The sequence below is a fragment of the Brevibacillus sp. SIMBA_040 genome (genome assembly GCF_046535075.1).
In the GTDB taxonomy this organism is placed as follows: Bacteria; Bacillota; Bacilli; order Brevibacillales; family Brevibacillaceae; genus Brevibacillus.
Genome location: NZ_JAWRXI010000033.1, coordinates 1 through 26,224, shown reverse-complemented (window position 1 = coordinate 26,224; position 26,224 = coordinate 1). Strand labels below are relative to the sequence as shown.

41 protein-coding genes and 1 pseudogene are annotated in these 26,224 nt (G+C 40.6%); 13 read left to right on the top strand and 29 right to left on the bottom strand.

Features of this window, described 5'->3' with window-relative positions; all coding sequences use genetic code 11:
• Positions 1–109: 109 nt before the first annotated feature.
• The 4 genes from SB752_RS31235 to SB752_RS31220 all read right to left on the bottom strand — a co-directional run bounded on the left by SB752_RS31235 (position 110) and on the right by SB752_RS31220 (position 3,041).
• The gene (locus SB752_RS31235) at positions 110–754 is read right to left on the bottom strand and encodes a hypothetical protein (RefSeq protein WP_410719313.1); all 645 of its coding nucleotides are present in this window, start codon (positions 752–754) and stop codon (positions 110–112) included.
• A 15-nt stretch (positions 755–769) separates the two neighbouring features.
• The gene (locus SB752_RS31230) at positions 770–1,339 is read right to left on the bottom strand and encodes a C39 family peptidase (protein WP_410719312.1); all 570 of its coding nucleotides are present in this window, start codon (positions 1,337–1,339) and stop codon (positions 770–772) included.
• A gap of 614 nt (positions 1,340–1,953) precedes the next feature.
• Positions 1,954–2,478, bottom strand: coding sequence for a hypothetical protein (locus SB752_RS31225; RefSeq protein ID WP_410719311.1), 525 nt, complete (start codon positions 2,476–2,478; stop codon positions 1,954–1,956).
• A 170-nt stretch (positions 2,479–2,648) separates the two neighbouring features.
• Positions 2,649–3,041 (bottom strand): ArpU family phage packaging/lysis transcriptional regulator, encoded by a 393-nt coding sequence (locus SB752_RS31220; protein WP_410719310.1) that lies wholly within the window; start codon positions 3,039–3,041, stop codon positions 2,649–2,651.
• Between the two features lie 189 nt (positions 3,042–3,230).
• Here SB752_RS31220 and SB752_RS31215 point away from each other — a divergent pair, with 189 nt between their 5' ends.
• Positions 3,231–3,425 (top strand): Spo0E family sporulation regulatory protein-aspartic acid phosphatase, encoded by a 195-nt coding sequence (locus tag SB752_RS31215; RefSeq protein ID WP_410719309.1) that lies wholly within the window; start codon positions 3,231–3,233, stop codon positions 3,423–3,425.
• A 498-nt stretch (positions 3,426–3,923) separates the two neighbouring features.
• A complete protein-coding gene (locus tag SB752_RS31210; protein WP_410719308.1) occupies positions 3,924–4,346 on the top strand; it encodes a hypothetical protein in 423 nt (140 codons plus the stop codon).
• A gap of 26 nt (positions 4,347–4,372) precedes the next feature.
• Here the strand turns inward: SB752_RS31210 and SB752_RS31205 are convergent, their stop codons facing one another.
• Positions 4,373–4,741 carry a hypothetical protein gene (locus SB752_RS31205; protein ID WP_410719307.1) on the bottom strand — a complete coding sequence of 123 codons (369 nt, stop codon included), beginning with the start codon at positions 4,739–4,741 and terminating at the stop codon, positions 4,373–4,375.
• Positions 4,742–4,783: 42 nt separating this feature from the next.
• Positions 4,784–5,371 (bottom strand): hypothetical protein, encoded by a 588-nt coding sequence (locus SB752_RS31200; protein WP_410719306.1) that lies wholly within the window; start codon positions 5,369–5,371, stop codon positions 4,784–4,786.
• A gap of 299 nt (positions 5,372–5,670) precedes the next feature.
• Between SB752_RS31200 and SB752_RS31195 the strand changes: the two are divergent.
• From SB752_RS31195 to SB752_RS31160, 8 genes and pseudogenes are all read left to right on the top strand, one after another.
• Positions 5,671–5,937, top strand: a pseudogene (locus SB752_RS31195) (hypothetical protein); the annotation flags it as partial.
• A gap of 183 nt (positions 5,938–6,120) precedes the next feature.
• Positions 6,121–6,498: a hypothetical protein gene (locus SB752_RS31190; protein WP_410719305.1), complete on the top strand. Its 378-nt coding sequence runs from the start codon at positions 6,121–6,123 to the stop codon at positions 6,496–6,498.
• Positions 6,499–6,659: 161 nt separating this feature from the next.
• The gene (locus tag SB752_RS31185) at positions 6,660–7,067 is read left to right on the top strand and encodes a DUF7674 family protein (RefSeq protein WP_410719304.1); all 408 of its coding nucleotides are present in this window, start codon (positions 6,660–6,662) and stop codon (positions 7,065–7,067) included.
• 84 nt (positions 7,068–7,151) lie between these two features.
• Complete coding sequence (locus tag SB752_RS31180; RefSeq protein WP_410719303.1) at positions 7,152–7,535, top strand: hypothetical protein; 384 nt, start codon at positions 7,152–7,154, stop codon at positions 7,533–7,535.
• Between the two features lie 87 nt (positions 7,536–7,622).
• The gene (locus SB752_RS31175; protein ID WP_410719302.1) at positions 7,623–7,934 is read left to right on the top strand and encodes a hypothetical protein; all 312 of its coding nucleotides are present in this window, start codon (positions 7,623–7,625) and stop codon (positions 7,932–7,934) included.
• An 87-nt stretch (positions 7,935–8,021) separates the two neighbouring features.
• Positions 8,022–8,282 (top strand): DUF1871 family protein, encoded by a 261-nt coding sequence (locus SB752_RS31170; RefSeq protein ID WP_410719301.1) that lies wholly within the window; start codon positions 8,022–8,024, stop codon positions 8,280–8,282.
• A 61-nt stretch (positions 8,283–8,343) separates the two neighbouring features.
• The gene (locus SB752_RS31165) at positions 8,344–8,892 is read left to right on the top strand and encodes a hypothetical protein (RefSeq protein WP_410719300.1); all 549 of its coding nucleotides are present in this window, start codon (positions 8,344–8,346) and stop codon (positions 8,890–8,892) included.
• 158 nt (positions 8,893–9,050) lie between these two features.
• Positions 9,051–9,269 (top strand): hypothetical protein, encoded by a 219-nt coding sequence (locus tag SB752_RS31160; protein ID WP_410719299.1) that lies wholly within the window; start codon positions 9,051–9,053, stop codon positions 9,267–9,269.
• On the opposite strand, the gene SB752_RS31155 is transcribed toward SB752_RS31160, so the two are convergent.
• The 18 genes from SB752_RS31155 to SB752_RS31070 all read right to left on the bottom strand — a co-directional run bounded on the left by SB752_RS31155 (position 9,263) and on the right by SB752_RS31070 (position 20,487).
• Positions 9,263–11,149, bottom strand: coding sequence for a DNA cytosine methyltransferase (locus SB752_RS31155; protein WP_410719298.1), 1,887 nt, complete (start codon positions 11,147–11,149; stop codon positions 9,263–9,265). The genes SB752_RS31160 and SB752_RS31155 overlap by 7 nt on opposite strands.
• A 191-nt stretch (positions 11,150–11,340) precedes the next feature.
• On the bottom strand, positions 11,341–12,099 hold the full coding sequence (locus SB752_RS31150; protein ID WP_410719297.1) for a hypothetical protein: 759 nt from the start codon (positions 12,097–12,099) through the stop codon (positions 11,341–11,343).
• A 19-nt stretch (positions 12,100–12,118) separates the two neighbouring features.
• Positions 12,119–12,574, bottom strand: a complete 456-nt coding sequence (locus tag SB752_RS31145) for a DUF1064 domain-containing protein (RefSeq protein ID WP_410719296.1) — start codon at positions 12,572–12,574, stop codon at positions 12,119–12,121.
• The gene (locus tag SB752_RS31140; RefSeq protein ID WP_410719295.1) at positions 12,574–12,735 is read right to left on the bottom strand and encodes a DUF6906 family protein; all 162 of its coding nucleotides are present in this window, start codon (positions 12,733–12,735) and stop codon (positions 12,574–12,576) included. Before SB752_RS31140 ends, SB752_RS31145 begins: the two co-directional genes overlap by 1 nt.
• Positions 12,736–12,753: 18 nt before the next feature.
• Positions 12,754–14,139 carry a replicative DNA helicase gene (locus tag SB752_RS31135; RefSeq protein WP_410719294.1) on the bottom strand — a complete coding sequence of 462 codons (1,386 nt, stop codon included), beginning with the start codon at positions 14,137–14,139 and terminating at the stop codon, positions 12,754–12,756.
• Positions 14,136–15,041, bottom strand: a complete 906-nt coding sequence (locus tag SB752_RS31130) for a hypothetical protein (RefSeq protein ID WP_410719293.1) — start codon at positions 15,039–15,041, stop codon at positions 14,136–14,138. Before SB752_RS31130 ends, SB752_RS31135 begins: the two co-directional genes overlap by 4 nt.
• A gap of 277 nt (positions 15,042–15,318) precedes the next feature.
• Positions 15,319–15,714, bottom strand: coding sequence for a hypothetical protein (locus SB752_RS31125; RefSeq protein WP_410719292.1), 396 nt, complete (start codon positions 15,712–15,714; stop codon positions 15,319–15,321).
• A 15-nt stretch (positions 15,715–15,729) separates the two neighbouring features.
• Positions 15,730–16,122, bottom strand: a complete 393-nt coding sequence (locus SB752_RS31120; RefSeq protein ID WP_410719291.1) for a single-stranded DNA-binding protein — start codon at positions 16,120–16,122, stop codon at positions 15,730–15,732.
• Between the two features lies 1 nt (position 16,123).
• Positions 16,124–16,747 (bottom strand): ERF family protein, encoded by a 624-nt coding sequence (locus SB752_RS31115; protein WP_410719290.1) that lies wholly within the window; start codon positions 16,745–16,747, stop codon positions 16,124–16,126.
• On the bottom strand, positions 16,744–17,319 hold the full coding sequence (locus tag SB752_RS31110; RefSeq protein ID WP_410719289.1) for a host-nuclease inhibitor Gam family protein: 576 nt from the start codon (positions 17,317–17,319) through the stop codon (positions 16,744–16,746). Before SB752_RS31110 ends, SB752_RS31115 begins: the two co-directional genes overlap by 4 nt.
• Before the next feature lie 81 nt (positions 17,320–17,400).
• Entirely contained in the window at positions 17,401–17,592 is a 192-nt protein-coding gene (locus SB752_RS31105) for a hypothetical protein (RefSeq protein WP_410719288.1), read from the bottom strand.
• Positions 17,593–17,853: 261 nt separating this feature from the next.
• Positions 17,854–18,378: a spore protease YyaC gene (gene yyaC, locus SB752_RS31100; RefSeq protein WP_410719287.1), complete on the bottom strand. Its 525-nt coding sequence runs from the start codon at positions 18,376–18,378 to the stop codon at positions 17,854–17,856.
• A gap of 52 nt (positions 18,379–18,430) precedes the next feature.
• Positions 18,431–18,583: a hypothetical protein gene (locus SB752_RS31095; RefSeq protein WP_213022503.1), complete on the bottom strand. Its 153-nt coding sequence runs from the start codon at positions 18,581–18,583 to the stop codon at positions 18,431–18,433.
• Positions 18,580–18,750, bottom strand: a complete 171-nt coding sequence (locus SB752_RS31090; protein WP_410719286.1) for a hypothetical protein — start codon at positions 18,748–18,750, stop codon at positions 18,580–18,582. Before SB752_RS31090 ends, SB752_RS31095 begins: the two co-directional genes overlap by 4 nt.
• A 15-nt stretch (positions 18,751–18,765) precedes the next feature.
• Positions 18,766–19,035, bottom strand: a complete 270-nt coding sequence (locus tag SB752_RS31085) for a helix-turn-helix domain-containing protein (RefSeq protein WP_410719285.1) — start codon at positions 19,033–19,035, stop codon at positions 18,766–18,768.
• 76 nt (positions 19,036–19,111) lie between these two features.
• Complete coding sequence (locus tag SB752_RS31080; RefSeq protein WP_410719284.1) at positions 19,112–19,309, bottom strand: hypothetical protein; 198 nt, start codon at positions 19,307–19,309, stop codon at positions 19,112–19,114.
• A 763-nt stretch (positions 19,310–20,072) separates the two neighbouring features.
• Positions 20,073–20,231 carry a hypothetical protein gene (locus SB752_RS31075; RefSeq protein WP_410719283.1) on the bottom strand — a complete coding sequence of 53 codons (159 nt, stop codon included), beginning with the start codon at positions 20,229–20,231 and terminating at the stop codon, positions 20,073–20,075.
• 13 nt (positions 20,232–20,244) lie between these two features.
• Positions 20,245–20,487: a hypothetical protein gene (locus tag SB752_RS31070; RefSeq protein WP_410719282.1), complete on the bottom strand. Its 243-nt coding sequence runs from the start codon at positions 20,485–20,487 to the stop codon at positions 20,245–20,247.
• A gap of 157 nt (positions 20,488–20,644) precedes the next feature.
• Between SB752_RS31070 and SB752_RS31065 the strand changes: the two genes are divergently transcribed.
• From SB752_RS31065 to SB752_RS31060, 3 genes are all read left to right on the top strand, one after another.
• On the top strand, positions 20,645–21,028 hold the full coding sequence (locus tag SB752_RS31065; protein ID WP_410719281.1) for a hypothetical protein: 384 nt from the start codon (positions 20,645–20,647) through the stop codon (positions 21,026–21,028).
• A gap of 145 nt (positions 21,029–21,173) precedes the next feature.
• Positions 21,174–21,275 carry a DUF7660 family protein gene (locus SB752_RS33550; RefSeq protein WP_486304125.1) on the top strand — a complete coding sequence of 34 codons (102 nt, stop codon included), beginning with the start codon at positions 21,174–21,176 and terminating at the stop codon, positions 21,273–21,275.
• 46 nt (positions 21,276–21,321) lie between these two features.
• A complete protein-coding gene (locus SB752_RS31060; RefSeq protein WP_410719280.1) occupies positions 21,322–21,492 on the top strand; it encodes a hypothetical protein in 171 nt (56 codons plus the stop codon).
• Positions 21,493–21,695: 203 nt separating this feature from the next.
• Here the strand turns inward: SB752_RS31060 and SB752_RS31055 are convergent, their stop codons facing one another.
• From SB752_RS31055 to SB752_RS31035, 5 genes are all read right to left on the bottom strand, one after another.
• Positions 21,696–22,712: a retron St85 family RNA-directed DNA polymerase gene (locus tag SB752_RS31055; RefSeq protein ID WP_410719279.1), complete on the bottom strand. Its 1,017-nt coding sequence runs from the start codon at positions 22,710–22,712 to the stop codon at positions 21,696–21,698.
• 311 nt (positions 22,713–23,023) lie between these two features.
• Positions 23,024–23,371, bottom strand: a complete 348-nt coding sequence (locus SB752_RS31050) for a hypothetical protein (RefSeq protein ID WP_410719278.1) — start codon at positions 23,369–23,371, stop codon at positions 23,024–23,026.
• A gap of 6 nt (positions 23,372–23,377) precedes the next feature.
• Positions 23,378–24,349: a phosphoribosyltransferase-like protein gene (locus tag SB752_RS31045; protein ID WP_410719277.1), complete on the bottom strand. Its 972-nt coding sequence runs from the start codon at positions 24,347–24,349 to the stop codon at positions 23,378–23,380.
• Between the two features lie 115 nt (positions 24,350–24,464).
• Positions 24,465–25,292: a hypothetical protein gene (locus SB752_RS31040; RefSeq protein ID WP_410719276.1), complete on the bottom strand. Its 828-nt coding sequence runs from the start codon at positions 25,290–25,292 to the stop codon at positions 24,465–24,467.
• Between the two features lie 4 nt (positions 25,293–25,296).
• Positions 25,297–26,224: HNH endonuclease (locus tag SB752_RS31035; protein WP_410719275.1), on the bottom strand; the 928-nt coding region annotated here is incomplete at its 5' end.

Sequence of the window (26,224 nt, the reverse complement as noted above, 5' to 3'; positions counted from 1 at the left end):
GCTAATGGCTACTACTGCCTTCACCATTCGGGACTTTAACCCTAGAGATAACGCCCATGCTGGGCGCACATGATAAAAAAGGACAGCATATCGCTGTCCCTTTTCTTTCTTAATTACCTCCCCCTAGCAAGTCATCGTCAGAGACATCCTCGTCGCTAGAGATTAGCCCATCGTTGATACTTTCAAGAACTTGTTCAGAACTGTACTTAGTTCCGGGATTAAGATCAAGTAGCTTCGCTGCTCGTTCTTCGAGCCATATACCTTCATTTCCATTTGAATCAACCGCTACAAAAATAAAACCACCTGCGTAGTCCGAATATTTCACTTGAACATCTTTACCATACTCTTGAATGATATCCTTGTACATTTCATACAATTCCGGCCCTGTTTTTTCGAGACCTGCTTGAATTGGCTCAGTATCCGTTGCTATAACTATGCCTTTAGCATTATCTCCCTCCATAATAAACCACAGTTTTTCATCTGAAGGTACTAGTAAATCAGTAATACTAGAACCTTTAAAAGATTTTATTGCTTCTGAATCAGGTAAATGAGCACTGTCGATTGAGTAATCAGACAAGGATTCGTTCACATTATTTTTTTGTAGTGTTTTAGTTTTATTATTGCCTGCTGACTCGAATTTTTTATATGCATTAAAGGCATCCCTTTTCCCTTCATTAATTGCCCCGACAGCAGAAAACGAAAACATTACAGCAAGAGTTGCTATTCCCAAAACCGCAAATGTAATCTTCTTCATGTTTTACCTCCTCAATTAGTTTTCCTCGAATCCATATATGGTATGGGTCCACTCTTGACCCGAGCTATCTACAAATCTGTCATAAGTCATAATAGAATATTCACCTTTATCAGGATCCATATACCTTAGATATCTAGTTGAGCCGTTTGTATAGCCGTCAATAACAACCATATGACCAATAGCTGTATTTCCCGTTTTCCATTTTATGCGTGCTAATACAGGTATATCATTGTTTATTTCCTTTACCGTCTCCTTAAAAGTTAATGAGTTATTCTCTCGATAACTTTGAAGCCCATAATGATCGAGTCCATCCATGACTTCACTAATATTTCCCGATTGATTCGAAACCTCACCTTTTACATATTCAACAAAATCGGATTGAGTAACTTTAATACCAAAATAACTTAATACAGATACTGACGATGCTGACCAACACCATAACGATGCTGCTTGAGTGACTTTTTTTACTCCTAAAGTTACAGTTGTTGAAGCAGCGTGTGATGGACTACTTACAGTTGCCAAAATTGACAAAGAAACTGCTGCAACCCCTAGTACAAAAAATTTTTTCATGCTTTTCTTATACACAGCAAGTCCTCCTACAACAAATATTATTATGTACTGTCCACAATATAATGAAAATTACCATATTTTTGATTTTATCGCAACCTATTTTTGGAAATAATTCATATAATTAGAATTTCGCTTTTTTCAATAATCTACTTTTACTTCAAAAGGATGAGAGGTACTGGACAAGGGGCGAGGGGCCGAAGCCGTAGGTCTTGCATTATCCCCTGTCCGGTATATCCCAACAGAGTAATGGCGATTTTCTAAAGCTCCGAGAGGGGTTCCCAAACTTGAAAACCGCAGCAATGCATACAACGAAAAAACAATTGCATGTTCCCTGCTACGATCATCGCAAGACTAGCGCGTTCAGACTCAAAATGTCCCCCTCTCGTAAGGTAACATTCGTCATCATCCATAGATTCGCTCAGGTACGCCATTGATAAGGGAAAGACGGTATCTCCCAAGGGTTAGTGTTGCCGCCCTTGACACAAGATTACCGGTTCTACCATTTCAAATCGTCCTGCCTTTTATCCCTGATTTTGTCCTACTTTTTGTCGAGGTTTTTTGGAGAAAAACAATTTAATTTTTACCCAAAACAAAAACCACCTTTAAGGTGGTTTCTGGTACTGCTGTATTTAGCTAGATGAATTCATGTTTTCTTTTGGCAAAATGTTGAACATGATTAAAAAGTTACGGAAGGATAATATTGTTGCATACGCGATGGGGATACTTACAGGTAAAAAGATAAAGGCATAAATAGTTCCCCAAATTAAAGTTCCTTCGATGTTAACACCTACATAACCTCCATCAATAGGTGTTCTAAGCCGCCCGCCTCTAACAATAAATTCACCAAATATAGCACCAATAGTCCCGCTATACCAAGGCACAAAAAGACCAGTCATAGTGCTTACTACTAAATGAAAAGATCTATTTAGCTTCTTCCGCTTTATGACAAAAATTATTGCCAAGACCATAAATGTAACTGAAAATGGAACAACTGTCGCATAGTAAAGCCATAGATCACCCCATATCGATGTCAAACCACCAGCAAACAATTGTGCAATAATCATAAACACGAAACTTATAATCAATGAGAGAATCGAACCATAGAAGAAACCAAAAAGACAAACTAGTATGGTCTTTTTCACGATGGATTGCATGATAGTTCCCCCCAATAAAATTACCTTAACACAAAAATTTGATATTTGCGATTTCATTAACTTAAACCGAAGAGTTAATATAAAACTGCCGGTTAACGTAACAACATTTATAATAGGCGAGCAAAATCTATAGCCACTGTAGGCTTGTTTCATGAAGAATAAAAAAGCACTCAGATCATACCGAGTGCCGTGGCAATTTGAAAGATTGCCTCTTTCTTTTTTGTGTAATATTGATCTTTTGTAAGTCCCAGATCCAAGTAAACGTTAATGTCCTTTACTCTCGAACTGCTAAGGTACTTCTCTTCAATAATTCGACGCTCAACCTCATCCAACGAGTAATACAGCGCCCGTTCAATTTGGCGTGCCTTCAGTTCGCTTATTGTCTCTGTTTGCTGGAGGCGTGGAAACAATTGACCTATACCCTTTTCTTTTAGTTCCTGCTTATTCTGTACAGCAACACGGAGGGCTTTATACTCTTTCAATTCCTTTGCAACCGCTTTTCTAACTTCCGTTTCGTTTACTGGTTTCAGAAAGGACAATTGTTCCTGTATTTGTGCGCTCATCTCTAATTCCCCCTCGCGGTAAGCCCGTGGTATAATATGGTTGTCGAACACATATTCTGGCTCCCGTTGGGGGCTTTTTTTATGTCTTTATCTTCTATTACAAATGTTTAACAAATATAGAAATTCAGTAGTCTTCTTCTACAGACACTGCTATAATTTGGGTAATTTGTAGCAGAAAAGGGTGCAGGCATGGAGACTGATGATATTGAACGGCTGGATCTAATAATCGAAGCCCTAAGAAGTGAACTAAACACTATGGCTCAGTCGTACAAATTAACAGACCCCCTAATCATTTCTCTGAGTCAAAGAATAGATTTCTACTTGAACATTCGTACAAAGATACTTTCTAAAGACCAACAACCCATTAGTCAGGGTAATCGGTAGTTATTTCAACACCAGATTAACTCTTGAAATATTATGTTAAATTGAAGCTAGCATAAATGAGGTACCATTAAATGTTGGTACTTTCGTGAATTCATTTCAGCACCTAAAATGACCGTATAAATAATCGAGGTGATGACTTTGCTGTACTTATTCAATGACAATCTCAATCCTTTCGCACTTGTGTTGCTCTACATTCCAATACTCGCATTTCTTATTGGATTGGTTTGTTCGTACCTTTTCAAGAAAAAGTACCTGGGTGCTGTTATTTCATTCTTTTTGCCTTTACTCTTCACAACAACCAGCTGGGATACATTTATCGTTAACATTGACGCTTGGGTTTTATGGGGATGCTTCTATGCGTTCGTTGCATGCTTGGGTATCCTTATTAAGAAGAAGACTCGATACAGTTAAACTACTCAATTTCTCTTTTGTTAAATCAGTGAAACCTATTACTCCCTGTGACGTAAACTTGAGTAATACTTAAAAGGGGAGTCTATTTTGATTTTTAGAAAAGTGGGAAATAAAACTACTGCTCTTATTATTGGTTGCTTTTTTATTGCAGCTTTTATTTTTACTCTCTATTCTTATTTTGCTGGAAAAGCTGCTCATAAAGAAGTGATTCAAGAGTTCATTGGTTCTCAGGGTGGAACTGTAATTAGTATCGAAAGCGTTTCTTTAGATTTAACACCCTTCCCTGTCTATTCCGAAAATGGGCGGCGTAGGCTGGAGGCAGGACATCAATTTTATAAAGTGACCTATACAAAAAACGGAAGTGAATATTCTGCCTGGTACCGAGGTGTCAATGGGCCGTTTGCAATACATCAACAAACTCAGACGAGATCAGGTGTACCTATAGAAGAAACACCGGAAAACGAGCAGTTTGTTTATAGGTATGGAGAGCGCTGGATCTTTGCTGATTAAACAAAAGTAATGAAATGTTAAATCACCTATCTGCTCCGGCACTCCTGACAACGATGGAAAGGGCTGTTGACTGGTAATTCTACGAGCCCGCACTTACTACACACGTCACGTCCCGACTCAATCTTCACAATCATCATCCTCTTAACCACTTCCAGTTGCCTGATGACGACATTGATACTTTCCACATTATCGAACGTCATCCGTACGGGTGTTTCGTTGGGTTCTAGCGAGTGGCCGGGTCCATGTTCTGAACGTGATCCGACTTCCCTCGGTTCTTGTTGCTTGAAAGTAACAACTCCCACAGCTTCATACATCGCCAGCAGACCACCGCCAACGCTGATGTCACCCTTTCCAAAGTGCAACTGCCTTGAGCCGTACTCGTCAATGATTGGCATACCTTTATCCTCCCTATTTATCAAATCGATTGTTTTGTAAAATCACTTTCTTTTGTTCAACCGTTCTTGGCGTTCATGGTCTTGCTGTCTTCTAAACTCTTCCAACTTCTGCTGACTTGTTCTGTACTGAGTCCACGACTCATGTATAGCAGCTAAGTGCTTTTCTTCGAACTTCCTAGTAAGCAGTTTTTCATACAGATATGGTGCCAGTTTTGAGCCGATCTGTTCAAACCTACCAATCACGAATACGGTTGGTTTAGAGTGGTGAAAACCGATGTCGTCAAAAATAAATTTGGATTCTTTAGTAACCTTCCTCTTTTCAGCATCAGTCAAAGACTCAGTCGTTAGATTTTGGTTACCGACTTCATCGATTTGAATCTGGTTACCAATTTCTTTTGGTTTATATTGGTTACTGAATTCATCACCTTGATTCAGGTAACCGTTATCAACCATTTGATTTCGGTTACTGTTTTCGTCTTTGAGTTTCCATAGTTCCTTAATACAATCAGTGAAGGTTTCAAAGCTGTCTGCAAAGTCCCAGAATTCTTGAGGCATATTTACGGATACTTTTCGTATGATACCTTGCTTTTTTCTCCCTGCTCCCTCTCGCTTACCGCCTCGTTTAGACATGAATATCACTCCACTTTGATTTTAGTTACTGTTATCATAAGTCAAAATTGACTGTTTTACAAATGATTTTAGTTACCGTTATCAAAGCAGAAAGTTTAACAAATCGTGTGTTATGTCGAAAACAAAAACTGTAAATCAAGACATATGAGTTGTATGATCATATTGCCCATTGTAAATTTTCGCTTCTTATTCGTTGATGGAACGCCGTGTGCGATGAAAGTCGCCCGCACGGTGTAGGCTCGTACGGAATCCCTCACAAACAGAAGGGATAAGTCGAGAATAGCAATCTACCACCTGTCGTTTTAAAGAATTTTTCCAATTACACTTTTTCAACAAGTGGTGTTACCATACCTATTAATGGTTACTTTAACGATCCAGAAGGGGAACCTCTGACATATACACTTGTGTCGAATGACTCTAGTATTGTGACAGGAATCATCAACAACAATGATTCAATTACAATAAGTAGAGTTGGTAATAATACAGGTAACGCGGTGATTACGATTACTGCAATTGATGTACATGGTGCAACAGTATCTACTAGCTTCTCGGTATTTATTGTCTAAGGCCATCAACGATCCCTTAGGGAAACCTAGGGGTTTCTCTTTTCTTAATTACCGATTTGTTAAGTGCTGGATCACGTCTACAACAGGAGCCACTAAATCCAGCAAAGATAACAGGCTAGCTTGCTGTAATTCATAAACAAGTTGTATAATATTCCCAAAAACATTGTGAGGAGTAAACCCTTAATGAAGCAGTTTTTAATTTTCTTCTTGCTCTTATCATTTCTGCTATCTGGATGTGGCAATGACTCTTCCATCCGCAAAGAATTGTATGATGATTCGTTGAAATACTACAATTTGCTAAATGAAAGAATTATAGCGATAGAAACATACTCAGAAGAAGATAAGAAAAATCTAAAGTCGTACAGCGATAAATATGATGGGATGTTGAAAGACTTAAACAAAGAAGAAAGAGCTTTATTTGCTGAAGTAGGCAGCATGTACATGTCCTTAGATATAATTAGTGAAACATACCTAATTCTCGAATCGAAAGATATGAAAGAGACAGTCGATGACTTTGTAAAATCCAAGCTCAAGGCAGCCAAAATGTTAGGCTTGGAGTAACCGCGAAATGCGTATGGAATCTAACCTTTACTACTAACCACTCGAAATCAGGGTGGCTTTTTCTTTGGACCTTGTGAGAGTCTTGTCTTAATAACTATTTTGTAAAATTCAGCTGTTAATGTGATAACATTTCGATATACCTTTGTTGGAGTGATAATCGAATGATTCAAAAACAAGAAGTTATGGACTTGTTTTTATCTGCCTGTCCTTCCTATAAAGAAAGATGGCTAGAATACGTAAGGGACTCATATGACGATGGTGAAGAGTGTCTCCTTTATGTCGATATTGGAGATTTCACTAGTCACATTGTGGATCTTTATCAAAAGAAAATGCTCAATGAGTTTCCTTGCATATTCAAGGTTGTGGAGAACCTCCATACCAATGGCGACAGTTATGTTAGAGAAGCTGCGACAATTGGATTTCTTGAATCATTACAAAATCATTCCTCACATGTTGAATTAGATCCGGAAGTTTTTGTTTGTTACTTACATCCAGTCTCATTAAGATGGTGGGATGCACTGAATCGTTTTTGGTCTGGAAAAATCCCTTTTGTTGGTATTGAAGACTGATTTCCAAATTACACATTTTGTAAAGCAGTCCGCTTTTCACATGCTATAATCGAGCCATCTAATATCGTCTTATGGAGGAAGCTAATGAATAACGATATGCAAATCATCTTCTCCAATTACGAATGTCGTGAAGGTTCTTTCATTCATTCATTGAGTGAGTTAAATACTTTTGATGAAAAATACTACTGGATTTTTTACAACAGTGTCATTTCATTAACCAAAGAGAACTTAAATGCTCCATTAAATAGAGATTTAACTAGAGCTATAGTAATGATTTATAGCAAAGTTATGACTCTATTGTGGTGTCACTTGTCTCCGGACGACCAATTTAAGATCAACAATTACCCTAGCGAAAAGATCCATCTATTCACAGAAAGACTCGAATTTATGGTTGATGGATATCTAGGCGGATTTATCATGTCAGAAAGTAGCTTTGGAGACGAAATTATTAACCCTTCTACAACCTAAGAAAGCACTTTCACATTCTGAGCATTGTGTTAATAATTTGTGGATGAATTTACCATAACCACATTTCTGATATACGGAGGTAGCTCAATGAAAATGGACTATTTAGAAGAGAAACTATCCGATGTGTGCTTGGATATACTCAGTGATTTACGACCAAGATCCATCGTTGACCGTAAAAAATTTGATTTTTTATATGACCTTCTTGATGAAATCAATATTGCCTTAGGTTCAAAAGAAGAGATCAATAGAAAAACTGTAAATAACGTGGTTTGGATCATTAATCAACTTGAAACTCAAACCCATTACGCAACCGGAGAAAAGCTAGATGCATTAAAAAAAGAACTAGGGACACTTTTGTATAAACTCTTGGACGGTGGTCTTTTTAAATCTTTCGATTGAATATATTAAGCGATGTAGCAAGTCAGAATTCATGGTAACATTTGAGCAATATGTCAAATTGAATGAAAATCACTCTGAGGTGAATTTATGACATTTGAACAAATCAAAGTTGTGATAGATAATTGGGACCCCATTGGATTACTAGCAGGTCATGCCCCTCCAGATGAGTATGATATTGAAAGTCGAGCGATTTTCGAAGAAGCTAGGGGTATTACCTCTCCGGAGGATTTAGCTAAATTAATCCAACGGGTATTTACTCGCTTCTTTGGTGAATCTCTAAGTCCTTCCTTCGAATCCTGTCTGCTCGCATCCCAGAAGATATTACAGAGCTCGCTTGATTTAACTTAATACTTACACCGAAAAAGTACTTCTAATGAACGAAATGGTGAAATAAGCCTGGAGGCCTTGCATGAAAAAAATCCAACAAATAGCCTTAGTAATTGGTTTAATAATGTATCTTCTTACCCCGGTATTTTCCTATTTGACAGATGTTTCATCTATGACTGCCTATGAAAGATTCAAACCCCAAGAATCTCAATCTAACGCTCAAGAGTTTCTAACCCACATTCTAGAGAATATCCATGAAGGAAATTTAGGCGGTGCTATTACTTTTCATCTAACAAAAGAAGAGCTGCAATCAAAATTTGGTATAAAAGAGGAAGACTATGTTTCAGTAAGATTGCATACCAGCTATTTCGACCGAAACGGGTATAGATATATGCTTAATAAATTCGAAGGAGAGGAACGTCTAACTGTCATACAAGCAAAATTTGAATCATTAACCAAAGAACAGATTTTTAATATTTTCGGTGAAAATACGTACGGGAATCATAAATATAGATTTGAGATTTGGTATAAAGTTGGGGATTTTATGGTAATGTTTTCGAATACTGACCCCAATAATCGGAATGACTACAATAGCATCATGGTTTCACCACGTACTCCTTTTAAAAATTGATTGTCCTTAATCTACTTGAAGCATTTACGTTATAAGTAAATTTGTACACGGCATTGCATCGTTCAAACCTCTTTTCTTCACTAACTATTGAGCTTGTGTTAATTCACTTTTTTTGTCCCAAATCACCATGGCACAATGTCCACAAAGGAGTTGGTATCGTGGAAAAGTCGTTCTATTACGCTGTGCCCTGGTCTGAGGTCAGCTATCTGAAAGATGCCCTACAAGCAATGGAGATTCCGTTCGTCATTGAGCAAAACAGTGAGCGTCTACAACTCGAAGATGGCCATGTTGCTATCGTGTTTCCAGACATGCATGTTCGGGTTTATGGTAGCGTCCGCGAACTGTTTGGCAGCCACGGACGCAGTTATCCTCAGTGAACGAGCTGTGCCGGCTCTTGTTGTTCCTCCGGTTTCACCCAAATCTCTTCTGCCGCCATCATCCATGTTCCGTCTTGTTCAGCAAGCATTGATCGTAGAACGGTTTCTGCAATGGCTTGGGAAGCTGCAGATGGTACCGCATTTCCGATACGTTCTCTCCACTTGGCATCGTTATTGCCGACCAGTTCGAACGGAGTACCGTCATGCAGCAGGATAGGAAATCCTTGCAGCATAGCCAGTTCAAACGTCGTAAGTGGGCGGTGCCATGTGCCATCCTCAGATACGATGACCCATGTCCCGCGCTCGTTGTCTGCTGGAATGCGTGGATCAGCAATTGCAGCCGCGCCAGCATGAATATCACCTGAACCAATCACCGTCTTGGCTGGCTCATTCCAATCCTGTACCCCAAGTGTTCCTGACCGTGGCGCGCAGCCAAGTCGTGGATCGGCGATGCTCTGAGCTCCAGACTGAATATCAGGTGTTCCTGTTACCGTGCTCGCTGGACCCTCCCAAGCAAGAATCTGACGCTTATTGGTGTACCCCTTCTCTACACCGAGCCGGGGGTCTGCGATGCATGGAGCGCCATTATTTGGCCTCATAGCCCCCGTTATGGTGTTAGCTGGTTCCTCATATCTCATCACCCGGTAAATTGCCCCGTGGGTTCCTTCCTTGAAGCCTGTGCGTGGATCACTGATAGCTGGTGCGCCGCTACCAAATCGGGTACCTGTAACGCATTGGGCCGGGCTATCAAATCTGCCAATCTGATAAACTCCTGGGTGCCGTCCTACACGTTCTGTCAGCCTTGGATCAGCTATGGAGACAGGTGCATTCATGATTCTTCCTGCCGATCGGATTGTCTGAGCAGCCTTGTCCCAATTCTGTACACCATAGCCGCTTGGATACATGGATTGCAGCGTTAACCTCGGGTCCGCAATAGCCTGTGTACCATTGCTTCTGCCGTAGCCAGCAGCCCCTGTGACTGCTCCGCTAGGCTCTTCCCAATCTCCTACTGCCAATGCTCCCTTGCGCGGTTCGTAGGCAATCTGGTAATTCTCCCAATCAACTTTCTCAAGGTCTCTCCAATCACCGCCTGCAGGTATTAGAGCTAACCTGACCCACGTTTTCCACTGAAGCCGTGGCAGTTTGTGCATAGGACCTGCAGCTGGATCATTCGGAAGCGGTAGAGGTCCGATTACTTCCCCGATCGCTCTTACACGCCGGGAAGGTGGCTTATAGACGAAGTTCGAAAGCTTCTGAGGGTTTCGAGCGATTAAAAGGTATCGACGACGATGTTGAGCAAGACCGCCAATCTCCCCGCAGTTGTGGCTTTCATCGTGAAAAACGTATCCGTACTTACCTAGTAGTTGTTTGATTTCTTTTAGCAAGGTAGCTCCCCGTGAAGTGATTCGAGGTACATTCTCTAAGAGGAAAAGGGAGGGCAAATCATCTTGGAACGCTTCGAGGCAAAGGCGCATGCCTCTGATTGTGAGCTGATTAAGCGCTTGGTACTTCATCGTTTTAGCTGACTTCTCTGGAAGTAAGCCGCTGAATCCTTTGCATGGCGGGCTTGTAAAAACAATGTCAGGTGATTGTCTACCCGCAGCCCTCCAGATATCATCGGGAGTGACTTCTTGCCACTCATCTGGCGGTTCCTGTCCGTGAAAGTCGCTATATTGCTGCCTGCTGAAAAGGTCCATTTGATATGCTGGGGCGCCGGTAATTCTTTCAAAATCAGCGCAACCATCCGGGTCTACATCAATACCAGCGACTGTCTCTATCTGTCCGACAGCTCCACGCCATTCTTCTTTTGCTTGTTGGAATCCGAGCGCTCCGCCACCTATGCCGCAGAACAAATGCAGGGATGTAAATGTTGTCCTCATTCCTATTTCCTCCCGTTCCATGGCGGTAAAGCGCCGCCTACCTTCCAATTGTTCACTTTCGGATTAACGATGGTTTGCTTGAGAAATTCGTTTTCTTGGCTTGTGGCTATAAATTTCCGTCTCCACGGGTGATCTGGCTTCGGTTTAAAGGCTGACATAAGACACACCCTTTCTAGGGTAGAGGAGCAGCTTTACGCTGCCCCCGGTTCCTCGCCGTTTTGCTTTGCCATATGTTCAGCGACACGCTTTTTATATTCACGTAATTCAGATGAAATTTTGGTTGAACTTACACTCAAACTTTGAGCAATTCTGATCCATGTTTCCCCGTTCTTCTTGCGCTGTAGCAGTTCCGGGAAATCAAACGTAAATTCATCAAATACCGGGGCCTGTCCGCTCAAGATAAATGCTTCCAGCTTTTCTTTGTCGATTGATGCAGCAGCATCTTCTTGCTTCTCTGCATCCTGGTCGTTGTCTCCATCCGTGTTATCCTCGGATTCTTCATGACCTTGCTGCTCTGAATCAGGAGTGTCACCTTCTGATTCTTCGGATTGAATGTCTTCGGTGTCTTCCCCGTTTTCAGAGGAATCCTCATCCTCATCGTCTTCATCGTGTTCAAGGTCTTCGCCCTCGTCGCCCTCGGTGTCCAGTTCATCGTTATCTACCTGGTCATCTTCTTCGATATCGTCGCTATGCCCGCTGACTGTTGTAACGACTCCAGATTGATCAGTTGTGACGGAAAGCCCCGGACGTTCTGCTCTGTCTTCCTCGTCAAATTCCATCGCCATTTGTGGATTACCTAGGTTTACAACTACCTTCTCACCGATCATGTCTAAAACATTTACTAACGCTACAGGCTCGACGTTCCCGACCAGTTCCAGGCTCAAGACCATTTTTTTATCATCCGTTGCCATTTTCTTTACCATTGCCGTAAATTGTGCTTGATTGCTCATCTTCTACACTCTCCCATGGTTATATTGCTTTTTTCTCTTCGCGTTTTTTCTCTTTATACTCGTCGGTGGTGATCCAACCGCCGTACTTCAGCACCTTTTTCAGTAAGGTGAGCTTCATGTTCGGGTATTTGTACATAAACATTTTCGCCTTGATTTTGAATGCTTCCGTCTCTTCACCCTTGATGTCGATAACCTCCAGCGAACCGTCCAAGTGAAGCACTTCAAAATCTGCTTTGTATGTTATTGCCTGAAGGTTCTTACCATTGCGTGTGCATTTGTCCTGAAGAACGTAAACTGGTTGCAAGCGCATATCCTGAATCTCGCCACGGGCAAATTTTTCTTTTAGGACAAGGTAGTATTCGGACTCGGCTTTGGAGTCAAACTTGATGTCATCTACGAAGGTGATCTTGTTTTTATATTTGGACATTTTCGGTTGATCACTATCTTGCTTGGCTGCTTTAATCCTGCGTTTCATCAATAGGCTCCTTTCTTGATCGTCCGTTTTGTACCAGAGAACCGATGAATCAAAATATATTCTGTGGTGCTGTCACGCTCCACCAGCCAATTTGAAGGGTTTAAATCGCGTGATTCTAATTCTTCTTTCTGTCGCCTGTTTGGGCGTTTACCTTGCTTCATGCTTGTTCCCCTCCCCGTTTAGGAACCAGTATTCAATGTTTCTTGCACTTGTCGCCCCGGTGCCAAATCCCAGTCGATAAATTCCTGAAACACGCGCCTGAAGGCAAGGTTCACAGTCCCTACTGATCCATCGCGATTCTTTGCAATGATGACCTCAACTTTGCTGATAGGTTCTCCTGTTGCAAAATTGACGTACTCTTCGCTGTCATCCCTATGTAAAAAGGCAACCACATCAGCGTCTTGCTCAATATTTCCGCTTTCACGAAGGCTTGAAAGGTTCGGACGTTTTACAATTCCCTTATCAATATCCCGGTTCAACTGGGCGAGAAGGACAACTGGGCAATCCAATTCCTTGGCTAGTTCTTTCAGCGTGCCAGTGTACTCGCCGATCTCCTGATCGCGATTCACGTTGCGGTTACGGCGACCACGACCTTTGTTTCCTATCAGGCCAAGGTAATCGATCAGAATCATCCCAACTTTGCCATGTTTTCGTTTCAGCGCTCGAGACTCAGCGACAATCTCTACAAGCGCCTGTCTTCCCTTGTCCTCCATGTGGATGTTAGAGCGGTAAAACTTATCGCTTGCCTTTGTGAAACAATGCCACTCACCCTCGCTCATTTTGTTGTGCCTGATTTTCAAGAGTGGTATCTTGGCCTCCGCAGAGAGCATCCGGTTTAACAGGTCTCCCTTTCTCATTTCCAACGAGAAAATTGCTACCGGGTCGCTATCAGGTTGTATGCCCGTCGCCCGCGCCATCTTCAAAGCGAATGCGGTTTTCCCAACGGAAGGTCTAGCACCAATGATGATCAATTGCCCCCCGCACGCTCCGCTCGTTAGCATGTCTATTTTGGGTATGCCCCACGATTTTCCAAGAAGAGAGCCGCCATCTGTTCGAGTGTTTTCGATTACTGAAATGTGATCGAGGATAAAGTCCTTTATCGCCTGCAACCCTCCGCGTTTGTTTGGTCGTATTTCAGAGACTTGCTCTTCTGCCAAGTTCAACAGCTCGGCGGCAGAATCATAATCTCCGTTTAGTACCCTGGCTCGAAGGGACTCCGCGTATCGAAATACTTTCCTCGTTGTTGCTGCTTCTTTGACTAATTCAGCGTGGTGATCCACTGCTGCTGCTGAGGCAACGACACTTCCAAGACTAGTCAAGTAAGGTACACCGCCTATAGCATCCAGCTGCTTCTGTTTACTCAATTCGGTGGTTATTGCAACAAGGTCAATCTTTTCCCCTCTATCTCGCAGGTTGAGCAGCGATTTAAATATTTCTTGGTGTCCTGAATGTGAGAAATCTTCTGGAGATAGGATCAATTCAATTTCGTCTAGGATTATCGGCTCCATGATTATGCTGCCTAGCGTTGCCTTTTCAGCTGGCAGGTTCTGTAGACGGTCAATCATGTACTTTCCCCTTTCCCAAAAAGCATTTCTTGGAATGCCATATCATTGGCAGCGCGTCTTTCAAATCCAGCATGAGTTTGGTCTGATCCATGTCTCATTGGAGCATTTGTTGGCGGCTGATCTACACGTGACTGAGGCATAGGAACCACTTTCCTACGCATGTTTCCATCCAGCTTGTCGTATTGCTTTCGTAATGTGCCTGCTGAGAGGATATTTACTTGCCAAAAGGAATCGTCTGTTGCCCACTGAATAACAAGCTGAATGTCATACTTGCTACGTTTGTCCAACTCGATCATCTTTCGCATATCATCTGCCCATGAAGCAAGTGCTATCGGTGTTGCTTCTGGAACCTTAGCGTCAGGTTTCCAACGAAGGATACGTTCACGTAGATACCTTGCCAAAATGAATGCATCTGTCGACTCGTCATAAACGCGCTTCGGGCGTTTGGGACAAGAATCTTTTTTATGTTTTACATGCTGTTCTTTACTGCTGTTCTTATATACTTCGGGAATCTCTTCGGGATTCTCTTCCGAATCTCTTCGGGAATGTGACTCACCGGACACCCCTTCAACCCTTGGTACATCTGGGTTTTCAGCACCCTCGCTCTTCGGGATTTCAGTCGGAATCTCTTCGGGATTCTCTTCGGGAAAATCTGAGCCTTTTTGACGGCTATAACTACCAAGATTTTGAAATTCATTGTAGTGGTTAACCGTGATCAGCAAGCCGTTTTTTGTATTCCCTCTGTAGAGTTGCCACTGGATTAATCCCATCGATTTTAGCTGGTTGAGCGAGTATTTGATTTGATCTTCTGACCACTTTGTCTCTTTGACATAGTCCTTGATGATGAAAACAGCTTGTCCACGATTACACTTTTCGTTGTCCTTGAAATTCGCTTCGCTCATGATCTCATGGAAAATCCATTTGTCCCTTTTGCATCGAAAGGTTAAACGGGGGAGGACGTAAAACCCCGTTGTTCCGAATTCTGCTATGCCCATCCCCTGGCATTCTCCCCTCTTTAAGAAACTCTCCGATGTGATTGCATCTCAAGGAATACAACTGGTACAATCCAAGTTTTTTTACGCTTTTCCAAGCACCGCAGTTTAGCGCATTCATGACCATCGCTCTGCCTGAATCCCACAACTTCCCATTTCAAAAGGCGGAGAGTGTAGACTTGTCCAATCATGCTACATCCAACTCCTTCACCAGCACTTTGAGATGAACTTTCAAAGCATTGATAATCTCTTGTGTGGCTTCAAAGCTGTTTTTCCAGCGATGCACTTCCGATTCCGCTTGTGCTTCTTTGATCCTTATTTCTTGAGTCATCTGATCAGCTGTAGCTTCCTTTACAACTCCACTACCTACTGTTGTCGCTGCTATCTGTCCCCATCTACCCTTTCTCTCAGCATAGAGACGACCATATTCATTCACTGCTTCAGCATGGAATCGACCGATTTCCAGAAGAGCGAGGCTATACAGATAGATTTTGCGTGTTACCTGGGCAGGGATTTCGTCGTTAAGCGTGTTTATCTCGCTATAGTACAGTTTCAGGCGATCCAAGCTCCTAACCTCGCTCATCTTCCAACACTCCTATCAGAAAGGTAGATCATCGTCACTTATGTTAACTGGTGGTCGTGGCGAGAATGGTTCAGCAGATGTATTATCTTGATTTTTAGGAGACAGGAATTGTACATTGTCTCCCACAACCTCAGTCACGTACCGTTTATTACCTTCCTTGTCTTCGTAGGAACGGGTTTGGATTCGTCCCTCCAACAGCACCTTGCTACCTTTGCGTAAATAGTTTGCGCAATTCTCAGCCGTTTTTTGCCATACCACACTATTGATCCAGTCTGGCTGCTGCTCCGCCCCGTCTTTCGACTTAGGGCGGTTAACAGCCAACGTGAAGGTTGTCACAGCTACTCCGTTTGGTGTGTACCTCATTTCAGGGTCACGGGAAAGGTATCCGATTAAAAAGACTCGGTTCAATTTATGCCACACCTTTCTCTTTCATTTTGTTCGTGAGAGCTTCATCCATTTGCTGATTGGTTGTTCCTTTTTCTTTTTGAGACTTGTACCACGTATCATATCCTTCTAAGGACCCGGCAAGTTTTTGCCATTTGGCTTTCAGGACAGCTTCTGAAGGCTCTTTACTCTCAGACTTCTTATTGGAGTTTTGGGTCTGACCTTGCTTCTGCTGACTCTTTAACTTCTCGTCCCATTCGTCACTTGATACCTTGTCAGGGTCTTCTCCTGTTGGAATGGAAAATGCTCGCAACAGCAGATATTTATATGAGTAAGTCATTGCTTTTCCGACCCCTTTATCTTGGGTGTCAACTCCGGTTCCGCTAGAAACTGCAACAATACTGTCCCCCGTATCCACATCAATAATTTTGTACTTCACATTAACGGTTGTGAGGTCTCCAACACGGAAGTGTTCTTGTTCAATTGGAACGATCACCAGACCGTGTTCCCTCATTGCAGCTCCTACAGCGGATGTAACCTTCTCTTCTGAGATTGCCTTGTATTTTGTTGTTTTAAATTCAACCTTGTCGTCCTTTTGCAAATACTCAACATCTTTCATAACAGCTAAAATCTTTTTGAAAACGCTCATGAATCAGCGACCTCTATTTTCAATGCTTCTGGCTGCGTGAACACCAGGACACCTTCGATCACAGCACCGCTTTCCGGTTCAACTATCCGACCATCCTCCAGAACCTGCACATTGCCTTTAAGGGCGACTTTATCCAGCTCTTTTTTCACACGGATGAACTGACCCAATCCAGCCGATTCAACCGTATCTAGCGCCTTCTTCTCGTCGTACTCCCATTTTGGGGGCTGCTTGCGAAAGCTAACCTTGCCATATGGTGTAGATGCTTTCCACTTTGGATCACGAGCACGCTGTCCTCGAGCATATTCCTCTATCAACATATTGAAAAACTGACGGCTCTCTTCGATAGTGCGAGTCTCCTTGTCCAACCACTCTTGGATTCGAGCCTTTTCCTTATTTGCTAGTTCACGGGCATCCAACTGCTTAGCATCCAGAGCTGACAATTTTCGAAGAGCCCAGTTGAGAGAGTCCAGCCCATCGATTTTGAAGCGTTCCTTTACTACCGCCTCTGGTACCTGAAAATTGATTTCTTGCAATTCATCCAGATCCAGGGCAATCAATGCGTTAATTGACATATAAATCCCTCCTAATTGTTTTTTGAGGGGCCATAAGCTACAATTGAATTGATTCCCAATCGTGCATCAAAGACCCGAGACTCAGCGCTGCAACGCTGGGTCTTTCTCTGTTTTGTAAACGATCGTGAAAGTTTCCCGAATTGATGGCCAGTCTGTAGCAGTATCAAGGACAGATGTTACTTTCACATCAATTATCTGTTCCGCTGGCAACTCATTGAGAAAACAATTGACCTCATCTGGATCATCTAGAACCATTATTTGAACTACTAACACCGATATCCCCCCTTTCATTTTGATCGCGAGGTGCCACCGCCCCTACCTCTACGGTAGCCGCTGTAGTTCCTTGCCTACGCCACGTCTTGACCTCGCTATGTACTTGGTCAGGGCGTTCGCCCCGGGAGGTTTCAATCCTCCGTGGAAGACTCAGTTTCATGTGCGACACCCATTCAACTTGAAATGTGCTACTATGAATCTTCCACGCAGGGCCGAAGCCCTCTGTCAAACTTTTAGCCCCGCGTTAATTCGAATGGGAATTTATGCTCCCCGTTTGTGCTTTCGCGTGGTTTTCTTTCCCTTAATAGCTTCCTCACAAGCATCTGCTATCTGAGTAGCCATTTTCATTACCAATGAGAGACGCGTATTTTGAAGAACGAAATATTCCATGAATCCACCTACATTCACAACACCTGTTATGCTGGCATCACCAATAGGGGGCAATTCTTTCCCTACCCCAGCACCGGGTTTCAATGCACCGCATGCAACCTCAATATTGCCAACACTATTGAAAGCACCTAAGCAAGCATCAATTGCAAGAATAAAGTGGTTTTGATATTTATCCTGGATTATTTCCAACGTTTCGCACAGGTTGATAGCGTGCACTGGTTCATCTAATGTCCCAAGGACATCAAATCCACGCTTTTTCAAATCCGTTCCAACCAGAGGACCAAGAGAATCGCCTGTTGATCTATCTGTACCAACGCATACAATCAAAACCTGCTTCCCTTTCGGAATTAACCGCTTAATTCTGGTAGAAATCCTCAGTTGTCTAGGTCTTTTCATAGGGCTTGTCCTCCTTGTCTGGATATGTTAATCTTCATTTACAAATGTTTTTCTAAGCCGTCTGTTCGCTGCAGGCGGTTTTTTCTTTGTCTACCATCTGTTCCAGCTCAACCATTTCTCCAAGGGTAATTACCTTTCGTCCCACTGGGCGATCCCCATCGCAAACCAATTCAATTACTCCAGCTGCCGTTGTCAGGTCCTTCATGCCTTTCTTACCTCCTTCACCTCATAGAATTGGCGATTTAAATGCAATCGATCGCGATAATTCTTCAATGCTTTAAGTCCTCCTGGATATTGAGAAGCTACTACAACATCTTGAAAGAAGTGTTTCTCATGCGCTGCTTGCGCCAACTTGTTCCAGTCTTTTTTCACGTCTTATTCCTCCCTTTAGATCAACCAGAGTGTGAAAAGCATACCCATGACTTGCTGAATGATGGATGTTGTATCTACTCCACATAGAACCGCTACAGCAACTTCTGTAGCGTCTGTTGCACGAACCCATGACATGAATGTATGAATGTCTGGTAGCTTGTCTCCCTTTTCAAACTTGCAGATGCAGCTTTTCGTACGATTTAGCAATGCAGCCAATTGCTCTTGAGTTAAGCCAGCACGGATTCTCATCTTTTTCATAAGAGTGGCGTAATCGGTTAAGAACATTTCGGAGCCTCCTTTCCCCGAAAATTTCCAACTTGGAAACGACAACAATACTGAGGGTTTGTACAATGAGGCTAGCTCATCTTCTAGACTCTCCCTCGGCCCCTTGATGAGCCGAGGCTTTTCTTTCTTCTGCGATAAATTCATGCAGCCGAGCTTTGTATGCAAGCAGTTTAGATTTTCGCTTTGCTCGTTTTTCACGTGACCATTTTGCTGATTGATTGACCTTCTTTGTGTACCAGCCAATCCGTTTTACAAGTTCATCGAGGTTGTCCAATTGAACTCCCCTCCTTATAATTGGTAGGATTATCCATACCCATTGTCGAAAATTGAAATAGGGCCGTGTCAAAAGGAGAGGTATGTTTGTCTGACCCACGTAGAAGTTTTAGTCAAGTGGATGTTGATGTTGTTTGTCCAAAGTGTTCGAGTAGATTTACCGAAAAATTTGAAAAAGTGTAGATAGACGGTGGTATAGTCAGGTGCCCTAATCCAAGCTGCAACTTGGACATTGAGTTGATTGTTCATTTCGAACCTCGGGTTTTTGAAGTAAGATAACCGGGAGATTCACGACGCGGCCCAATGTGATCGAAATCACCTCTTATCACAAGACCATTTTCAAACGAGACATATCCACTTGTAGTCCCATGTCCGCAACAAGCTGCATTGACTCCAGGCAAATTTTTTATGCATGGGTCGTGACCTTCTGATGTAGGAAATAACCCACATTTAATACAAGACCGTTCTTCTTCATTGAGTGGCTTTCCGTTATCTGCATAAACCCATTCATTAATCTCGGGAAGAAAGTGGACTTCATGTCCAATTATGAAAGCCCGCGCAGCTAATCTGATCCACTCAGTTATAACCTTTCACCTCGCTTTCATCACACAACTACATGCAGCGTCGAGTCTTGGCAGTGACCCCACCTGACCTTCATCACCCTTACCTGGGGAATGGTGGTATGTATTATGGTGCGGCTCATATCTTCGCTCGCTCCCGCTCTTCGGCGCTCTATGCAGTTGTGTGAGGGTACTGGTCATGTCTTATGCGGTTTCCTCTTTCTTCTCAGGCTGATCTGGCTGAATAGTTTCTTTCCGTAAAGCTGGCTGTGACTCGAGCAGCACCTTTAAAGCATGGACCATACGTTTCTTGTCGGGTGCGAACTCTCGTTGGAATTCGATACCTTTAGGTGGTTTAATCATTGTGGGCCTCCTTTCAGGCTGTTTCGCCATTGTTTGCAGACAATGATTCATTTAAAAAAATATAATCTTCCACTTTTAAGTTTTCTTCCTTACAGAGCTTAAACAGCCCTACAAACAGTTTCGCTCCACCATTTTTCTTACCATTCAAGATCCGAAATAGGTATGAATACTCGACTCCTACCTTCTCTGCTAGTACGGGTGTGCTCCACCCCCGAACCTCAGCAAGTTTTTCTATGGCCTGGATGTTTACTCGCATTTTTTCACCTCCCCATTGTTTGCTTGCAATACCAAAATATCATGTCCACAGACAATGGTCAAGTTATTTTATTGCCTGCAAACAACATTTTTTTGCTACTCCCATTGTCTATAGGCAATTTAAGAAGTAAAATTATATAATAATTGGAGGGAAAGTGATGGAATTCAATAAAGCTGAATTTGCAAGGCTTCTAAACTTGGCTAAAGGTACAAGATCCATTAACAAATTTGGCATGGATTCTGGAGTTGACCCTGGATACATATCTCGCTTGTTACGATGTCTTATTGAGAATCCACCAAGCGCGTTGATTATTAAGAAGCTAGCTGAAAAAGCCAATAACGACATTGCTCCTGAAGCCTTGATGATAGCCGCTGGTTATATTGAAGATGGGACAACCTCCGTATCTGACAATAAGGACAAACCACTTTCCGAATATGAAAGCTTATTCTTCTACGAATTAGAAAAGCTGAGCGATGAAGATAAACAGAAGGCATTAGAGCATGTGAGGTACTTAAGGTATATTGCGGAGCAACAGAAATGATAACGAGACACGCTAAAAAGATGCGTGTCTTTGCTATATTAGGGAGGAGAAATCTAAAGTATGGACCTTTTTGAGCAATGCAACAAAGTTGATTCAAAAGATGATCTCATTCAATTTATTAAGGCATTAAGACACGATCTTCTAGTTGAACCCCGTAGAATGGGAAAACCTATCGCTCGCTGCCTTTTTAGAGGCAATGGATTCCTGGATGAAAGATACGATAGATATGGGGTATCTACCTCATTAGCCCTAGTGGAAGTCACTCGCTGCCATATTATACACGGGGCAGATTTATGAGCAGTAAGAAAAATATAAGAAGAGGAAAAAGCACTTTATTGGAGTATGTGAGGCAACTTAGGTATCTGGCAGAACAAGATAGCGAAATGCAAATAGACCAATCATTTGTGAGTCATTTTTTACAACTGAAGGCTGGCATTAAGAAGTTTAAAAAAGCAACTACCTAAAATTACAATTTGTGAGTCTTCAAGAATAACGTTATTTTTAACTTTTCTGTGCCAGCGTTGTTTAATTAATACTATAAATTTTTAGAGAAGCTAGTCTAGCAATGCGTAGCCTTTTTGTTCAACAATCCATCCCTATATGAAAAAAGAACGGAATACTTATTCGCGTCCTTTGCATTTTTTGTTTATTATTTTTCTGACAGCCATTAATAATCCCAATTGAGCGTATTCAAGTCTTCTATGAATTTTTCACCTTTTTCTTTCTCTACCATTTTTATATAATACGCTAACCCAAATAAATGCTCCTTAAAATTTGATCTTTGATTCCCAATTTTCATAAGATGATTACTTACACCGAATTTCTTACAATAATGTATTTGTTGCCTTAAATACTTTTTCATTTTTATTGGTACACCTAATACTTCGTTCACTATTAAACCCGTGACTTCTTGCCTTTGATGCTTAAATAGTATTCTGGTTTTCTCCTCGTTTAAATTGTATCCTTCATCGGTTATTATTTCCTTTAACTGGTGAATATATTTTGAAATGTATTTTGGACCTGAAATAGTAATATCATCAGCATATCTCGTATAATCAGCTCCAATTTTCTTGCAAAAGTTTTCAAATCGTCTATCTAATTTTATGTTAACTAAATTCGATAAATACGGACTTGCTGGAGATCCCTGAGGTAATCTTCCTTCATAAGTACATAGTCTAGCTAGAATAAAGGAAATTTCTTTTGTATAACCATAATAATAAAATATATTAAAAATTTCATTAAATTGAATTGAAGGAAAAAAATCTTTTATATCAATGTTTATGACACATTCTTTTTGAAGATGTTTATTTGCATTTTCTACAATTGAAAGATTTGGAACAAATCCTTTTGATGAATCAGATACTTTAAGTCTATAAAGAATATTTTCAAGTATCCATCGTTGCAAGTGTTTTAATGTTTGATAAGGTATTGAGATTTCCCTATACTCCCCCTTTTTTTTCTTTGGAATACGGGCCTGTTTATAAAATTTTTCAGGAAACATGAACAATTTTGCCAAGTACTTGTCTCTTACACCCATAACTAACGCTAAATGGTCTTTATCGAAAATTACAGGTAGATTGTTATTAATTAGTCTTTCGCAATATTCAACACAAAGATTAATATATTGATCTCTGTAACCTTTTTCTCTCAAACCTGAAACTAATGTTTCAATATAACTCGACATTGATTCACCTTCTATTAGGAGGACAATAATTTAATTTTACTGAGAGTCATTTACCTATTATTTCCTGATATTGAAAATTGAGTTAAAACATTTATAATTTAGCGTTCTCTTTGTATGTACCATTTATTTGATTGTGCGCTGAATTATTAATGATTTAGCTCATATCTTTACAAAGTAAAGATATATCCTAAAATATCCACATCCTTTGATTCAACTTTCAGCAGGATATTTTAGGATAATACTTATTGTAACATTATTAATTTGGATTCCGACTCGAAATCCTATTCTAAAGGACCCTCAGTAGAATTCTATTATTTTTGGTAACCCTCAAACTTCTTGTTAAAATTATTAGGTAAATAAACAGCATCCAAACTAATTTTAGTTTTCAAGTTGTCGTGAATATTATCTTGGTTTGCACTATATAATTCCTCTAATGAAATGTCATGATAATTGTGCTCTTTCAATACACCCAATCCGTTATCTGATATCTCTATCATTTTAAGTTCATTAATTGCTAATAAATCATTTTCAAGTAGGAAATCGATAAGTTCTTGTACATGGTAATACGATAGTCCTAATAACAAGGCCATCTCTTCATACGTATAGGAGGTTTTATAGTTGTTAAAATAGATCAGTAATAAAAGATTTTTGAAATCCATAAACTATTATTTTTTCCCCTCTTTAATATTAACAAGATACTTAGCATTATTCCGCTTTTGCCTATTCTCGGACATCGCTTTTCCACTACTGATACCTTTCCGAAAAGGATCAAAATTATTACGTCCTGAAAATAATGCATTCCAATTCTTTTGGTTACCTCTCCAGAAACAACTCAATGTATTATTAGGTATATTATGGTAGAAGGACACTAACCCTTCTGATTGCTGATAACCTAAAACATAATCGTCTTCTCTGCCATTATTGATTCTCAATTCTAAATCATAAATAAGTTGTCGACTAAAAGCTACCTCTTCTTGTTGAAAAATATGATTCTGGGTAAATGCTTTTATATGTATGTTACTACAAATTATATTTACATTCATACCATGCGCAGAAGCATATTGTTTAACTGAATCTATCCCAGACTGGAATCCTTCAAGTGTTATATAGATAATCCGTTTCTGATTAAGGTAGTCTCCATAAATTGTATAAAGTGATTTCATAAATTTAACAAAAGTTTTTCCTGTGCCAATGATATCGTCAATAAACACGAAATTTTCAATACTATGCAGATCTATTCTTCCCTCTTGTATTACTGACCTGAAGTCAAGTTTAAAGCAATGCTTTGATAAATCATTTGCTCGTTGATAGCATCCATGCATATCAACAGAACTTGTCCGAGTACCACCTTTTGAAAACACTGGAAAAAATAAAGTGTTAGTAAATGCATTTTGAACTTGATCTAAAACATCATGAAACTGTTGGATAAATCGTTGATGCAATTCAATAAAAGTTGAATTAACTTTAACCATGCTGTAATACTGGTACCTTTTTAACAATCTTATCAAAACATGCTTCTCTTCTTCAGAAGCATGTTTGATCCAATTTTCTATTTTTCCTCGCAAATCATTTATATTATGGTATTGCCCCCATTCAATTTCACAATGTTGCAATACTTCATTTAAAGTATCATCCATTTTTACACACCCTTAAATCACGCTCAATATCATAAAATCAGTATTCGACAAGTAGTTCTGATTTCCTACATAATTTCGTTTTTATCGCTCGACATAAAACGACAAAAACTCCTGATCAGTGATGAAGAGGCAGTGGTTTTTCACTTTTTTTGGATATCGAGGAGTCTTTTTTTAGATATTCTACATTCTCTATGAAAAATTCTTTCTCGATCAATTGTTCTTTCGTAATTATCATATTTCTTTTACAAAGTCCTGGATTATAATTATCCCCTATAAGATACCTGTCAGCTTTGACTGGATGTAGCAAGTACCACTTTTCCTTTTTTCCTTCTTTTTCAATCTCTATAGAAACAACTTTCTCCGTTTTAAACGCAAGTATCTTATTCAATGGTTTTAGCATGAGTACAATAAAGATTGAACAAAAAAAGAAAATCGAGGCTAAAATGATGTAATAATTTATCGACATTGTTTCTGGGTTCTCGGAATACAACATTCTTACAATTGGTCCAGTAAAATATGGTGGTAAAACAATGAGCCCTAATGAATAAATCCCTGTCGCCATCAAAAATAGAAATCTAATACTTTTCATTTTGATATCCGTGATTTTCTTTTGTAGTTCATCCATCCAATATAAGACTGCAAAGAAAATATTGAGACAAATAAAAGCAAATAATGCGACTAAACTACGATACCAATTTGGATTATTTGCGAAGAAATCCCCGAATGGCAGCATAAAAATAGTAACAATAATCATTTTGAACAGGTAATGTATTATTTGATAGAGGAGTCTCTGTTCCTTCGTATAAATTTTCTTCTCAATTTCATGAGCTGTGACAAATGTAAGTGGCAATACGGCTATTAACCTTAATACAATTACTGATATTGTTACTACTATAGTGGGAACCTGTAACATTGACAAAAGCTTCGGCAATAATTCCTCCATTAATTCATCCCTCTAGCCTTTGAATTCGTAGTATCAATCTATTATTATAATCGCTAGCGTCCTCCGCATAGTGAACTCTTCTATGACAGTTTGGACAGATTGCAGCTACCCAATCTGGTTGATCTGGTCCTCCATCAGAAAGTCTTCGAAGGTGATGTACTTCCAAAAACGGTTCTCCTTTAGCTGTCTTAAAGGGAGCTCCATGATCACAGGCTTCACATATTCCGTTCGCTCGTTTAAGAGCGTACTTTTTTACAGCTTCGCTACGCTCCCGATATAGGACCAAGCGTTGTTTAGATGACATCCCCTGATTCTCAGTTGCGGTTGTTAACGCCATAGTTTTAAGTTCCTCTAATGTTAAATCAGGTGGAACAATTGCGCTGGCAGGCTCTCCATTATTAACTACCTCAATTGGTATTAACTCAAACACAATTACCTTTCGATCTTGTCCTTTATTGTCTTTATCTCTAACTTTGTATCCGACACAAATCATCTGCCCCACATACTTTACATGGCCAGTTCGTATGTACTCAAATAGATGAATATCCTTACCATCTTCAATATGCTCTAGAATAGCCTTATTCCCTTTGATGAATTGCATATTTCCTTCTTGCCCTTCACCGGTATACAAGAATATGCCTTCTTCATTCCAACCATCTTTGTATCCATACTCTTCACCGCGTTCTCCAGTAAAAAGCATGATAAATGGAAACCTAGAAGGAGTTGAAATTCCTCCGTAACGCTGACCTGCAAACATTGTATGAAGATCAAGTCTTCGAAACTCTGTTCCAGGTACGAATACGTTTGCTACATCTTCAGGTGTAATCTCAATCGAATTTTCAGCAACACTCACAGCTGCTTCTGCTTCTGCTTCTGCTTCTGCTTCTGCTTCTGCTTCTGCTTCTGCTTCTGCTTCTGCTTCTGCTTCTGCT

Excerpts from the sequence above, each read along its gene's own strand:
- SB752_RS31145 (WP_410719296.1), bottom strand. The coding sequence starts at position 12,574 with ATGAAACGCAGGATTAAAGCAGCCAAGCAAGATAGTGATCAACCGAAA.
- SB752_RS31185 (WP_410719304.1), top strand. The coding sequence starts at position 6,660 with ATGATTCAAAAACAAGAAGTTATGGACTTGTTTTTATCTGCCTGTCCT.
- SB752_RS31075 (WP_410719283.1), bottom strand. The coding sequence starts at position 20,231 with ATGATTAAACCACCTAAAGGTATCGAATTCCAACGAGAGTTCGCACCC.
- SB752_RS31205 (WP_410719307.1), bottom strand. The coding sequence starts at position 4,741 with ATGCCAATCATTGACGAGTACGGCTCAAGGCAGTTGCACTTTGGAAAG.
- SB752_RS31130 (WP_410719293.1), bottom strand. The coding sequence starts at position 15,041 with ATGAGCGAAGCGAATTTCAAGGACAACGAAAAGTGTAATCGTGGACAA.
- SB752_RS31125 (WP_410719292.1), bottom strand. The coding sequence starts at position 15,714 with ATGAGCGAGGTTAGGAGCTTGGATCGCCTGAAACTGTACTATAGCGAG.
- SB752_RS31115 (WP_410719290.1), bottom strand. The coding sequence starts at position 16,747 with ATGAGCGTTTTCAAAAAGATTTTAGCTGTTATGAAAGATGTTGAGTAT.
- SB752_RS31215 (WP_410719309.1), top strand. The coding sequence starts at position 3,231 with ATGGAGACTGATGATATTGAACGGCTGGATCTAATAATCGAAGCCCTA.
- SB752_RS31095 (WP_213022503.1), bottom strand. The coding sequence starts at position 18,583 with ATGAAGGACCTGACAACGGCAGCTGGAGTAATTGAATTGGTTTGCGAT.
- SB752_RS31135 (WP_410719294.1), bottom strand. The coding sequence starts at position 14,139 with ATGATTGACCGTCTACAGAACCTGCCAGCTGAAAAGGCAACGCTAGGC.
- SB752_RS31065 (WP_410719281.1), top strand. The coding sequence starts at position 20,645 with ATGGAATTCAATAAAGCTGAATTTGCAAGGCTTCTAAACTTGGCTAAA.
- SB752_RS31045 (WP_410719277.1), bottom strand. The coding sequence starts at position 24,349 with ATGGATGATACTTTAAATGAAGTATTGCAACATTGTGAAATTGAATGG.
- SB752_RS31225 (WP_410719311.1), bottom strand. The coding sequence starts at position 2,478 with ATGCAATCCATCGTGAAAAAGACCATACTAGTTTGTCTTTTTGGTTTC.
- SB752_RS31190 (WP_410719305.1), top strand. The coding sequence starts at position 6,121 with ATGAAGCAGTTTTTAATTTTCTTCTTGCTCTTATCATTTCTGCTATCT.
- SB752_RS31110 (WP_410719289.1), bottom strand. The coding sequence starts at position 17,319 with ATGTCAATTAACGCATTGATTGCCCTGGATCTGGATGAATTGCAAGAA.
- SB752_RS31165 (WP_410719300.1), top strand. The coding sequence starts at position 8,344 with ATGAAAAAAATCCAACAAATAGCCTTAGTAATTGGTTTAATAATGTAT.
- SB752_RS31175 (WP_410719302.1), top strand. The coding sequence starts at position 7,623 with ATGAAAATGGACTATTTAGAAGAGAAACTATCCGATGTGTGCTTGGAT.
- SB752_RS31170 (WP_410719301.1), top strand. The coding sequence starts at position 8,022 with ATGACATTTGAACAAATCAAAGTTGTGATAGATAATTGGGACCCCATT.
- yyaC (WP_410719287.1), bottom strand. The coding sequence starts at position 18,378 with ATGAAAAGACCTAGACAACTGAGGATTTCTACCAGAATTAAGCGGTTA.
- SB752_RS31050 (WP_410719278.1), bottom strand. The coding sequence starts at position 23,371 with ATGGATTTCAAAAATCTTTTATTACTGATCTATTTTAACAACTATAAA.
- SB752_RS31070 (WP_410719282.1), bottom strand. The coding sequence starts at position 20,487 with ATGCGAGTAAACATCCAGGCCATAGAAAAACTTGCTGAGGTTCGGGGG.
- SB752_RS31235 (WP_410719313.1), bottom strand. The coding sequence starts at position 754 with ATGAAGAAGATTACATTTGCGGTTTTGGGAATAGCAACTCTTGCTGTA.
- SB752_RS31200 (WP_410719306.1), bottom strand. The coding sequence starts at position 5,371 with ATGTCTAAACGAGGCGGTAAGCGAGAGGGAGCAGGGAGAAAAAAGCAA.
- SB752_RS31060 (WP_410719280.1), top strand. The coding sequence starts at position 21,322 with ATGAGCAGTAAGAAAAATATAAGAAGAGGAAAAAGCACTTTATTGGAG.
- SB752_RS31055 (WP_410719279.1), bottom strand. The coding sequence starts at position 22,712 with ATGTCGAGTTATATTGAAACATTAGTTTCAGGTTTGAGAGAAAAAGGT.
- SB752_RS31155 (WP_410719298.1), bottom strand. The coding sequence starts at position 11,149 with ATGAGGACAACATTTACATCCCTGCATTTGTTCTGCGGCATAGGTGGC.
- SB752_RS31150 (WP_410719297.1), bottom strand. The coding sequence starts at position 12,099 with ATGAGCAATCAAGCACAATTTACGGCAATGGTAAAGAAAATGGCAACG.
- SB752_RS31180 (WP_410719303.1), top strand. The coding sequence starts at position 7,152 with ATGAATAACGATATGCAAATCATCTTCTCCAATTACGAATGTCGTGAA.
- SB752_RS31085 (WP_410719285.1), bottom strand. The coding sequence starts at position 19,035 with ATGTTCTTAACCGATTACGCCACTCTTATGAAAAAGATGAGAATCCGT.
- SB752_RS31220 (WP_410719310.1), bottom strand. The coding sequence starts at position 3,041 with ATGAGCGCACAAATACAGGAACAATTGTCCTTTCTGAAACCAGTAAAC.
- SB752_RS31140 (WP_410719295.1), bottom strand. The coding sequence starts at position 12,735 with ATGAAGCAAGGTAAACGCCCAAACAGGCGACAGAAAGAAGAATTAGAA.
- SB752_RS31040 (WP_410719276.1), bottom strand. The coding sequence starts at position 25,292 with ATGGAGGAATTATTGCCGAAGCTTTTGTCAATGTTACAGGTTCCCACT.